The 11541-nt window shown below is 65.1% G+C and carries 10 protein-coding genes and 1 pseudogene; 5 read left to right on the top strand and 6 right to left on the bottom strand.

Annotation, left to right across the window (positions count from 1 at the left end):
• Positions 1–529: 529 nt before the first annotated feature.
• From SS2_RS16755 to SS2_RS16765, 3 genes are read right to left on the bottom strand one after another with little or no spacing between them, the layout of a single operon-like run.
• Positions 530–1624: an FtsX-like permease family protein gene (locus SS2_RS16755; protein ID WP_066466234.1), complete on the bottom strand. Its 1095-nt coding sequence runs from the start codon at positions 1622–1624 to the stop codon at positions 530–532.
• Complete coding sequence (locus SS2_RS16760) at positions 1621–2256, bottom strand: ABC transporter ATP-binding protein (protein WP_066466250.1); 636 nt, start codon at positions 2254–2256, stop codon at positions 1621–1623. The genes SS2_RS16755 and SS2_RS16760 overlap by 4 nt, the downstream gene beginning before the upstream one ends.
• Entirely contained in the window at positions 2249–3223 is a 975-nt protein-coding gene (locus SS2_RS16765; RefSeq protein ID WP_169796338.1) for a peptidoglycan-binding domain-containing protein, read from the bottom strand. The genes SS2_RS16760 and SS2_RS16765 overlap by 8 nt, the downstream gene beginning before the upstream one ends.
• A gap of 1429 nt (positions 3224–4652) precedes the next feature.
• On the opposite strand from SS2_RS16765, the gene SS2_RS16775 reads away from it, so the two are divergent.
• From SS2_RS16775 to SS2_RS17530, 4 genes and pseudogenes are all read left to right on the top strand, one after another.
• Positions 4653–5177, top strand: a complete 525-nt coding sequence (locus tag SS2_RS16775) for a hypothetical protein (RefSeq protein WP_066466240.1) — start codon at positions 4653–4655, stop codon at positions 5175–5177.
• Between the two features lie 153 nt (positions 5178–5330).
• Positions 5331–5486 (top strand): annotated as a pseudogene (locus tag SS2_RS18325) (ISL3 family transposase); the annotation flags it as partial.
• A 1765-nt stretch (positions 5487–7251) separates the two neighbouring features.
• Positions 7252–7593 (top strand): hypothetical protein, encoded by a 342-nt coding sequence (locus SS2_RS17525; protein WP_157607416.1) that lies wholly within the window; start codon positions 7252–7254, stop codon positions 7591–7593.
• Positions 7594–7610: 17 nt separating this feature from the next.
• The gene (locus SS2_RS17530; protein ID WP_157607417.1) at positions 7611–8246 is read left to right on the top strand and encodes a hypothetical protein; all 636 of its coding nucleotides are present in this window, start codon (positions 7611–7613) and stop codon (positions 8244–8246) included.
• 251 nt (positions 8247–8497) lie between these two features.
• On the opposite strand, the gene SS2_RS16785 is transcribed toward SS2_RS17530, so the two are convergent.
• Complete coding sequence (locus SS2_RS16785) at positions 8498–9316, bottom strand: hypothetical protein (protein ID WP_066466245.1); 819 nt, start codon at positions 9314–9316, stop codon at positions 8498–8500.
• An 813-nt stretch (positions 9317–10129) separates the two neighbouring features.
• Between SS2_RS16785 and SS2_RS16790 the strand changes: the two genes are divergently transcribed.
• Entirely contained in the window at positions 10130–10654 is a 525-nt protein-coding gene (locus SS2_RS16790; protein WP_066465916.1) for a hypothetical protein, read from the top strand.
• Here SS2_RS16790 and SS2_RS16795 read toward each other — a convergent pair.
• Entirely contained in the window at positions 10651–11088 is a 438-nt protein-coding gene (locus tag SS2_RS16795; RefSeq protein ID WP_157607418.1) for a hypothetical protein, read from the bottom strand. The two genes, SS2_RS16790 and SS2_RS16795, sit on opposite strands and share 4 nt — an antisense overlap.
• Positions 11089–11201: 113 nt before the next feature.
• The coding region (locus tag SS2_RS16800; RefSeq protein ID WP_217995630.1) for a hypothetical protein at positions 11202–11541 on the bottom strand (340 nt) is incomplete at its 5' end.

The raw sequence follows: 11541 nt of genomic DNA on the forward strand, positions 1-11541 counted from the left end.
AATCGACGCAGGCCTGGATGAGCGCGGTGGATTGGGCGAGCATGTCGTCGAGCGTGGGATCTGCGCCGAAGAGGGCGCTGGGCGACTCCATCCTTGGCCTGGTCCCTGGGCGGTGCGTTGGCGGCGTGTTCCATGAGCCACAGGAGTGCCGGGGCCTTGTCGTCAGCGCCGATCAACGACCGCAGGCACGCCATGCGCGTGAGCGCGGGGTGAACGTCGACGCCGGCTGCGCCCTGGAGGGAGATCTCCGCGGCCAGCGCCCCCACCGGTCGAGTTCGGGCTGCGCCGCGCCGTCGATGCGTGGACCGGCATGTCGTCAGGCTCGTGGTCTCCGAATCGACGGTCATCGGCCTAAACGGCGGGGTCGGACTCGGCGTTCTGGGCGGAGCCCTTGCCGCCGTCCGCGCAGCGCGGATATCACCTAGTGAGGCGCTTCGGCTCTAGACGAGCACGCTCACGTGTCTTGACGAAGCCCCGCCCAGTTGTCGCGGCGTCGCGAGCCGCGCACAGGGACCGCCTCGGCGCCGAACTATGGAGTGCGCAGCACGGTCACAGGGTCACGGTACGCCGCCAGGAGAGCTGGTCCGACGGCGGCGACTGTCGCGGCGAGCAGTGCTAGAAGCGCGGTGCCGGCGGCGAAGGTGACCGGTGGCGCGACTCCTGCGCGTAGCGCTGTCACGTAGCCGATCCCGGTCCCCAGGAGTGCACCGAGCGCGGCGGGTAGGGCTGTGCGCGTGGTGACCAGGGCGATGATTGCGGTCCGCGACGCGCCGAGGGCGCGGCGGCGCCCGAGGTCTTTGCGGCGGACCAGGACATCGGCGAGGACGACGAGGGCGGTGAGGCCAGCCCCGGCGGAGAGCACGAGGACGAGCAGGCTCGCGCCGAAGGCCGTGAGGTCGCCGGCGATCTGTTCCTGCAGCTCAGCCAACGTGACGGGCGACGTGACCGTGAGTTTGGTCGGGTCAGGCGCGCTAATCATTGCGAGCACAGCGCTCTGGGTCCCCCGCGCGAGGGCCGAGGAGGTGGCCACGACGTCCAGTCTGCGCAGCTGGTCGCTGGTGCCGGCTGGGGTGAGCGCACCGCTGGCCAGATCAGGGTAGGCGGCCAGGGCCTGGTAGGTGCCGACCACAGCGAGCTGGCGCGACGACGTCGCCAGGTCGAGGGCCCCGACGGGGCCGTCCAGCCCGACGACCTCTCGCGCTGCGTCCGCGACCACTGCTTCGTCCGGTCCCGGCCATCGCCCGGAGGTGAGGATGACGACGTCGTCGAGGTTCCCGTGCACGGCCCAGGTCGGGATCTTGGTGCCGCCGGCGCCGATCGCCGCGTTGACGGCGTCAGCTGCCATGGTCCGGGCCATGACGTGCTCAACGCCGGACAGCCCGGCGGTGAGATCGACAACCTCGGCAGGGATGACGCCGTCGGGGCTGATGTCCACGATCGTCAGCGTCCGGGACCCAGCGCCGGTCAGGGCCGCTTGCACAGCGTCGTTCGCGGCGGCGGTGCGCCCGACGGTCATGAGCGTCGTCAGGCACATCGCAGCGGACAGCAGGACGACGACGAAAGTCGGGAGCTTCTGCGCCCAGGCGGAGGCGAGTGCCTCGCGGGCCAGCTCGCGCGCCCTCATAGGGCGAGCACGTGGTCGACGTGGTCGAGGACGAAGGGATCGTGGGTGGCGATGACGACGGTCCTGCCTTCAGTGGCGCAGTCGCGCAGGGCGCGCAGCACCGTCTCGGCGTTGTCGCGGTCGAGGTTCCCGGTCGGCTCGTCGGCCAGGACGACGGTCGGGGAGGTGACGAGGGCGCGCGCGATGGCCACACGTTGCGCCTGCCCGCCGGAGATCTGTCCGGGCAGGTGCCCAGCGCGTCCGCCGACGCCGAACCGGTCCAGGAGCTCCCGGGCGACGGGCAGGACGTCACGTCGCCGGGCGCCTGCGTACAGCGCGGGCTCGACGACGGCGTCCAGGATCGTCCGCGTCGGGTCCAGGGCTGCGTCCTGGAAGACGAAGCCGATGTCGTTGGACCGCACGCGTGATCGTGACTGGTCGTCGCGGCGGCCCACCCCGCGGCCGTCGATCAGCACGTCGCCGCGGGTGGGGCGGAGCATGAGCCCGAGCACGTAGAGCAGGGTCGACTTGCCTCGGCCGGACCGGCCGGTCACCGCTGTCGTCGCGCCGGGGGCGAAGGAGTGGGTCAGACCGTCGAAGAGCTCGGCGCTGCCTTTGCGATAGGAGAAGGCGAGCTCACGGACCTCAAGCATCGTCACCCTCGGTCGTGTCGCCGCCGGTGGTGTCGTCAGGTGCGGGGGAGCGGTCCCCGGTCGGTGTCGAGCCGATCCTCACCTCGACCCCCGCCGGCAGCCCGTCGACCACCGCCACGCCGCCCGAGGACCCCAGGACCGTGACATCGACATGGTCGCCGGAGGACGTCTCGACGTATGCGGCACCCTGCACGCTCGACCGGATGGCCGCCACCGGCACCGTCACGCCCTCAACGGGTGGCACCACGTGCACGGTGGCCAGCAACGACATCTTCTCCTCCCCGGGCAGAGCGCCGCAGTCGGACCCGCAGACCGCGCCGCCGCCCGGGGCGGTGAGGATGAACCGCACCGACCCGTCATCGCTGGCGCGTGAACCCGCCACGACAGCCGGCCACGTGAACCCGTCAAATGCCACGTCGACCGCGGTGCCGATGGCGATCATCGCTCCCTGGTCCGCGGACACACTGAGCACAAAGTCGAGAGTCCCGACCGGGGCGAAGACGGACGCCTCACCACCGCTGAGCACCAGTCCAGGCGCGATCGCATCGTCGAGACGCACGCTCGAAGGTAGGTTGGTGAACGCGATGACCTCGCCTTGGGCGACGACGCCCGTCCGCTCGCGTCCCATCGCCTTCTGCCAGGACTTCACCGCAGCTTCGATTCGCGGGCCGAAGTCCTCCGAGGGTGCGCCCGTTGAGTACCCCAGCTCAATCAACGCCTCATCCAGCTGGCGAACGTCTTGCCCTTTGGTACCGCGGGCCAGATCTCGATAGAACGGCACGTCGCCGCGCAGCGCACGCACCGGCGTCCCGGCCACCTCATACAGCACCCCACCCGTCGCTACCTCACCGCCGGTGTGGACAGCTGTGACGACGCCGGGCAGAGCATTGGTGGCCAGCTGGGCGACGGGACGCTCCGCCGTCACGTTGAGCGTTAACGCACGCCCCACGGATCCCTGCTGCGACATGGCAGTAAGCACAACGCTCTCAAGCGGAAGAGCGGTTGACGCGGACGGCATCGTGGCACGCGCCCCCCACCAGCCGAGCCCGCCGGCGATCGCCACGACAACGGTCATCACGAGCACACGCACCGCATGCCGCTCGCGCCGCGCTGGTCGCGGCTCGCGCGCTCCCCTCGGTGACGACGACGTCGGGACGACCGATTCCTTCATGGGTGCTGATGTCACTGATCTACTCCTGCGATGTGAATGCGTCAATCCTCAATCTTCCCAAGGCGGGCAGTCCAGCCCATGGCGGGCACAACGCACCGTCCCAGAGGTTCGCGCTCAGGTCAAGCATGTCCGAAGCGATTCGGCAGAGGGCATCAAGTTCACGAAGGCTTGCTTCGCCGGAGCCAGTCGCGAGATGACGACGCCGACCGCCCTACCCCCATTGAACAGTCGGATCGTCGCCAGTTGCGCCGTCACGTGGGACAACTCGCACCCACCTCTGCAAACAGCCACCACCGAGTGCATCGACAGCCTGCACGGTGAGATTGGCCTGATCCCACCAGCCCAGCACGAGACAACCACTACCGTCGCGACCCCGCCTCGACTCCCGCCGAAGTGTGACTTCCGAGCCTCCAGTAGAGCCGGTACCCCCTCCCGGCGCGTTCCCCGTCCTTGGTGGGATGGTCGGCGGATGCTGCTGTCCCGGCACCCCGGCCAAACTCCTGTGAATTAGGCCTTGGCGGCCGGGAGTGGGGTTCGATTGTCGAGTCGGGTTCAGGTCCGATCGTTGCCAACTGTGACGACATGTGCGACTATCGGCACCTGCCACGCTTATGGTGCGACATGAACTGGTAAGCACCTCGAGGGAACATGATTTTCGATTCAACCAGTTCTGGTTATTGACGTGTTCAATCGACTTGAGGAGAGCATCTGTGTCCATGTCAAAATCTCGAGCTGGGGCCCGCGGCATCCTCGCCTTCGCGACCGCGTGCGTATTGGCCTTCTCTGCGGCGAGCTCCGCCACCGCCTTGCAGGAGAAGGCCGGCTACCTTGAGTGCAATGCTGGAAAGTCTCTCTACGTGACCAGCACGACGACTACGGCAGGCACCGGGGGGCACCCGTTTGTCATCACGCACCGGGTGATCGGTGTCGGATCGAAGACTTGGAACACGGGGGGTTACCACTCTGAGAAGTTCCTATACGGGGGTCAGTGGGACGTCTACACCAGCGGGACGTTGGCGAGTGGCGGTGCGAGCTGCGGGGCCTAATGCCACCCCCCGACGCCCCTGTGACCAGCCGACGGTTCGGCTGCTCACAGAGAATCCGGCGCATCGTCCTAGGCCTAGCCGTCATTCCTATGCTGGCGAGTTGTTCCGGCACGGGAAACGACCTGGAGGTCGAGCAAAGTCCACATGACGATGCGACCGCCTTGGCCGATATGAGGCGAATGTGGGTCGACTTCTACCAAATTGTCGACGCCCCGGACGTCGATGTTGTTAGGTGGGTACGCCCGGAAGAGATGGGAGAGACCCAGGACGACTGTCTTCGGGCGGCCGGGTTCCAGGTCGATGCGCCCGGCCAGGTCTACTACCCGGAGGAGCAGAAGCAGGCGGCAGACCTGGCGCAGTACACGTGCCGGATGCAGTACCCCGTCATGTCCAAGTACACCCAGGAGTGGGGGTCGGCGCAGCTGGACCTGCAGTACGAGTGGACAGTTGAGTATGTCGTGCCCTGTCTGCAAGAGCAGGGGCACCCGACCGCGGACATCCCGACGAAGGAGGTCTTCACCGACCAATGGGCCACCGATCCCTTCTACCCCTTCGCTCAGATCAAGCTTGACCTACCGGCCGACGCGTACAACGCCGAGTGGTACCGACTAGAAACGGTCTGTCCGCAGATTGCACCCTCGACGGTGCTGTGGGATTCAATGACCATAAACGAGTGGCAGGCGGCACACGGACGCGGAGGTTAGGCGCTCTTCGCCAGGGTGCAGTGCGGCGTTGAGACTGGTGCGCGCGTTTATGCGGGGGGTAGGGGGCAAAGCCTTCCGATGGATGGAAGTTCTCACACTTACCCATCAGGAAGACCTCGACATGCTCGACGCCACCTCCCCCCTGACTTGACCATGTTCGCCCGGTTGGATGACCTCGGCTTGCGGGTCATCGGGCAACGCCTCGACCCTGGTCGGGCCGTACGGGCCTGCACAGTCGCCGAGCCCGATGGCTGGTGCCTACGCTGCGGCTGCGAGGGGGTGGCGCGTCAGCGGCATGCTTCACGAATCCTGATTTCGTGGTCGCGCTTAAGGGCGCATTGACTAGCCGTTGCGCGAAGGCGGCCAGGCGATCGAGGCCGTGCTCATACGGGTAGGCCCGTCGACAATCGGGGGAGGCGTTGTTTACAGGAGTTGAGTTCGGTCAGTTGGTTGCCAACTGTGACGACATGTGCCACTATCGGCACCAGCCGCACTTATGGTGCGACATGAACTGGTAAAGATATCGACGGCATATGATTTTGGATTCAACCAGTTCTGGTTATTGACGTGTTCGATCGACTTGAGGAGAGCACCTATGTCCATGTCAAAATCTCGAGCGGGAATCCGCGGCATCCTCGCCTTCGCGACAGCGTGCGCATTTGGATTCTCTGCGGCAACCTCAGCCACCGCCCTGTCCGAGAAGACCGGCTACCTTGAGTGCAATGCCAACAGGTCCCTCTATGTGACCAGCAACACGGCCGGGGGGACCCCGTTTATCGTCTCGCACCAGTTGCTCGGTGGCGGGTCCTCAACTCGGACCGCTCCAGGCTACTTCTCTACAAAGTTCGCGAGCGGGGGCCAGTGGGGCATCAATACTAACGGGACTCTGATCAGTGGCGGCGCGAGCTGCGCGGCTTGATGCCCTACGTGTTCGCGGTCGAGCGCCCGATAAGATTGAGCGTCGTAATCACGAGCGTGTGACGCCTCGAGACTCGTCCCTTCCCGCTGGCCGTCATGGTGTCCCACACCCAGCTTCATGACACTGAGGTACCGCGCGCGCGAGACTTAGCTACGAAACACGCGAGTCGCTGGCGCCTCGCCGCTTCCAAATCCTCGTCGACGGCATCGATGAGACGTCTCGCAACCCTGCAAGATGCTGTCGCAACCTCACGCTCGGCCCCAGAGCAGTCAGACAGCGCGGCCAACGTCGAAGCGTCCGTTCCGAGCCTCCATTAAACCCGGTACGAGACACTTCCATCTTCCACCCCCGCCGTCACCCCGTGGCGGGTGGTGGCGGCCCGGTGGTGGCGCCCGGCGCAGTATGTGGGTGCCGGCGTCGGTGCGTGCGCCCTGGGATACGGGGTGCCGAGTGGGTCCCATCGTGCCCCTGTGGTCGGGTGGAGTCGCGAAGCGATTGGGCTCAGGCCGTCCACAGGTGCGCGAGGGGCATCCCCAACCCAGCCGAACACGTTCTGGACGCCAGGGTCTGGCGCAGAAACGACGAGCTCGCTATCGTCGGCGGTCCACGGGCCACAGGCCCATCCTGGCGCCGCGCATATGAGGCAGGCCCTGGTGCGGGGCGGGCTATAGCCCGGTGCGCACCCCGCCCTCCTGCGAGCCTTAATGCTCCCCCGCCCCAAGATCGCCTACCCGGCCCCGCGCGCCGCAGCCTTCGCTCTGCGCCGCATCACACTCAGTCAGGCGGCACGCGGTCGCTCGGCTCCGGTCGCGATGCGCCAGTACGAGATATGTGGGGCGTGGCATCTGGGCTCGCAGATGGCGTCACGGCATCCGGCTCGCCGGCTACAGGCGGTACCCACATATTCTCTGCGGAACGCCGAGGGCACGATTACGTGGCATGTCGTATTCGTGCGGATCGGCCGGACCACGTGACGAGGTTGAAGCTCTCTGCGACCTCCAGCCGCGGAGCGCGAGTCTCACACCTTGACTAAATGTGGACGGTTTGTGATAGTACATACGCGATGATGGCAAGCACGTCACATCGTAGCGAACTGCACAGGTGCACTTCCGATGAAGTTCGCGACATCGTGTTCAATGGAGAACGGGAGAAACGATGCTCAAAAGACTGATGACTCTTGCCTGCTCCGCAACGCTCGTGGTCACAATTGGCCTCGCAGGCAGCGGCTCGGCATCCGCAGTGCCCATCCCAAACGGGATCAACTGTAACTACGGGTTCTATGCGATGAACTACATCACGTTCCTCGGAAACAGCATCTACAACCAGCAGCGTCAAGTTGATAACCTGAAAGAGAAATACACCGTCAACACGAGCGCATATCCTGCCTATACGTACGGCCACTCTAATTGGGGCTATGGCTTCAGATATGTCACCTCGACCGGCTACCGCGGTGGTAGTTTCGTCAGCGTCGACTTCGCAAACGTCGAGTGCGTCTGAGCGGCGAGCCTCCACACATGCACAAATTCTTTCTTGCACTTGTGATTTCGATCGGGTCGATTTTCCTCACGAGTTGTGGAGCAGAGTCCCCACCGCCGCCCAGCACGGAAGGGCGGGCAATCACCGCGGAGGACGAAGCTCAGCGCCTTAAGGACCTCGAGGCCTTGGCGCTGTCGAACGGGATTGTCTCGCCGCCGGAGACTCCTGTCGTCCGGTGGGTTCCAAAGCACGAGATCGTCGAAGTGCTGGCGGACTGCCTGGCGGAGGAAGGGTTTTCAGTCGAGGTCAGCGGGAACGGTTTCGAGGTCAGCCTCGATGCCGAACAAGAGGGTGCATACAAACTGGCTTCATATGTGTGCGAAGCACAGTACCCACGAGTCCCTGGGCCGTCGGGTCCACCGCCGGTGGAGTATATACAGGGGCTATACGACTACTATGCTGGCGACTTGACCGCCTGTCTCGAGAAAAAGGGGTACGAGGTCCTCAACACCCCTACTCGGGAGACGTTCACAGACACGTTCTTGGACGCTTCTCAGTGGTCTCCCTTCAGGACACTATTTGAGGCGAATGCGGTTGCTTCCAGTGATGTCGAGGCACTCTTGGAGGCGTGCCCGGAGTACCCAACCGATGGACGTCTCGACTCCTTCGAGTAGGACGGTGGGTCACCTCCCGAAAGGAGTCGAGGTGGCCCGCTGTCCACGGAGACCTCAGTAGTTGGCTGGAACGTCTTAACGTACCCCACGTCGAGTTTCTCACCATCTGCTTGCGGGGTGGTTGCCTCGGCAATGATCATCCATACCGAAAAGCTATGTTCCTGGCCGCCAACTGGTGTGACACCCGGGACCGATCGCCCGACCGCCGATCCAATGAGAGCTTGTGTTGTTCCAAAAGGGGCGGTGCGTGCTCACGGACGAGTGCGCAGCACATCCCACAGAGAGATCGCTTCCCTGAGCACCAGGACGGGCGTGACGTAGGCGGTCGTGATGTCCTCCACGCTCGAGGTGACCTTGCGGTGCAACCCGCCTCCCTGGAGAGGTGTATCTTCGCCACCGGTGAAGCGAATCCTCCACATGCGTGCGTGAGCGGCAGCGCTCCCGCGGATCCACTGGTCAAGGATCGCCTGCCGGAGTGTGGGGTCGTCGGGTGCGATGTGTCTGGCGACGTCCTTGATCATGGTCGTCGACTCGAACCGGGTGTTGATTCCTCGCGCTCGGCAGTGGGCGCGGAGCTGGCTGATCCGGGCGGTCAGGTGCTCAGCATGGGCGTGCATCTGGCCAGCGATTGCGGCTCCTGAGTCGGCGACGAAGAAGGGTTCATCGAGGTAGGACTTGAGGAACGTGCGGTGGTGCTTGGCTTCGTCCTCAGCAACGAGCAGTGACCTCACGGCGCGTTCGTCGTTGGTCCCGCAGAGCACCCACGCGCACTGCGAGGCGGCGAGCAGGGCTGAGCGTGTCAGGGAGTAGAACGCGTGGGGACGTAGGACCGTGACGTTGTCCGCTTGGAGCATCTGCGCTCCGAGGTCGAGGTGGTCCAGCGCTGAAGTCAGCGCGAACCACGTCATCGTTGAGGCCGGGTGGGGTGGGTAGATGAGGTCATCCGCCGCCAGGGGGCTTCCGGGCTCTGGCACCTCGAGTCCCTGAGCACGTGGTGCCCAGGTCTGGACCATCGCCACGGCCTTCTCGAGGCGCTCGAGTTGGATCGAGTCCTGCTGTTCCTGGTTCACCGGTGTGCTCCGCGGCCTCGACATTGAGTGGGTAGGTCACAAGGGTCCCGTGTCGGTCTCTGGGCGCTCTCGCGTTGCTCCCCGGCGTCCATGGCGCGGTAGTTCGCGTCCATGGCGTCGTCGTCTTCGGCGCCGTAGGTGTTCAGCTCGCTCTGGTCATATCGCCTACCCATGGGCAGAAGCTACCGGCCCGGCGGGAGGAAGAAGCATGTAACGACCTCCTATAGTTAGCTTTCACCCGGTGGGCAGGTCCCTCTCCCGCGGTCCCAGCACCAGTGCGGCTGGTCGCCGGCGATGGTGACCGTGTCGAGGTTGCCGGTCCCCTCGGGCAACGGTGGTTCGTACGCGGCTTCGGTGAGGTGTCGTCGGACGTGCCAGTCACCCTGGACGGCTGGACAGTGGCCATTACGTTCGAGGGCTGTGGAAGCTGGCTCATGGCGGGGCGCGCACCCTGGCCTCATCGACGAGGAAGATGCACGGCCACCGCATGTACTCAATCAGCGCGATCGTCGACTTCCTCGTACGCACATGCGCCTGATTGCTGGCGCTCGGCAAGGACTTCGTCGTGAACGACGAGCGGCTGGAGTGAGCGCGACTCTCTCTGCGCACGAGGCGAAGGCCTAGATCACGCGACGGGCCAGAGTAAGAGACCTCGGGCCCTCCGATTGGTTCTCGCAACCCATGGGTTTCGAGGCGTCTCATGGGCCACCTCAGGCCGCAGCAGTCGACCTCGGGAGCGAGCAACGTCAGTGGCGGCTTCTACGATTACGACACGAGCGGTCAGCCGCTGTCATGCCAACCCAGGGACATACCGTGACTGAGCTGCTCATCGCCTGCATCGGCGCCACCGTCGTCGTCATCACCACTGGATACGCCTTCGGGACGGTACGGCGACGCCGAGCAGTTAAGGAGCTTCTCGAGATCCGCAATGAGCTCGATACCAACGACCTGTCACGTCGAGAGAAGGTCGAGCGCATGCTCGACAGCGAACTAGACGCACTTGAAGGCCTCGGGAACACAACCCGGCGGTGGTTGAAGGCTCGGCTATACAGCGTGCTCGCGCTCCTGTCGATCGTCGTGGGGGCGCTGGTGGCCCAAGGCTTAGTGCCCGATGGCGGGGCCAGACACACTACGAAGTACGTCGCCGCAAGTGCATGCGCGCTAGCCGCGCTCCTGCTCTACGGTCTTGCAGAGCAAGGGCTACAGCGCATCCCTCACCGCGGCTGGCGGATGCTGAGCGGCATCGTGGTTCCTTCAGGCATCCTCTTGGCGGGTCTGCTCGTCGCAGTGACGTTCCTCCAGGACACGCCTTACTACCAGGATGTCTTGCAACGCTAGGCAAGATTTCGCCATTGCCGTGTCCCGAAGTGCGCGACAACCATCGTCGCGCCCATCGTGGCACCTGCCAGCCCCAGCCCGGTACAGCTCTCAAGCAGGCGCGTTAGGGGGGCCCCCGGGGCGGAGTCCACCATCAGTGCGGTGAAACCGAGAGCGAGGACGATTGCCCACGCGAGGTATCCCGCCAGAGCGACTGACACGAGCGCGGCAGCCAGCAGGGCTAGGAAGAAGAGCGTGTCTGGTGCGGCTGCCTTGACCCCAGCTGCGCAGGGGGCGTAGCCGACCATGGCGAGCGCGACGGTGCCCACTGGTCGCAGCCGTTGGTTTCGCGCCTCGCGGACGAGTGAGGGCGCGAGGCTCGTGAATGCCGGGTAGAGCGGGGTGATGGCGCTGACGACTGCGACGATGGCGATGAGGAGACGGACGGGAACCATGTCTTGGAGGAACGGGAGTGGCACGAATGCGGCCTGGTTCAGGTGCCCGACTGCGCCGATCACGAGTGCCAGGGCGAGGCAGGTGTCCCATCGGTGCGCCTTGAGCGCTGGCTTCATTGGCCATAGCCCCAGGTCGGAATGGTGCTCGCGTCGCAGTCCTGCAGCGCTGCGTATGCGGCCTGTGCGGCCTCGATCTCGTTGGGTGCCGAGCCGCCCGTTCCGGCGAGGCGATCGACAACCCATGTCGCAACGTCGCGCTGTGTGTCGAGAAGTTTGAGGGGAGGCTCTTCTTCGTAGTATGCCGGGCACACTGTGGGAGTGGCGATGCTCAGGGCGACGTCCCAGTCGGAGAGCTTCCCTTGGTCGATGAGGGTCGGGTTGAGACTGAGCATGCCAACACCCGCGGGCGGCAGAGCGATGGTGCCTCGGGGGTAGTCGTAGCGGTCGGTGAGC

This window comes from Sanguibacter suarezii NBRC 16159 (assembly GCF_001552735.1).
Lineage (GTDB): Bacteria > Actinomycetota > Actinomycetes > Actinomycetales > Cellulomonadaceae > Sanguibacter > Sanguibacter suarezii.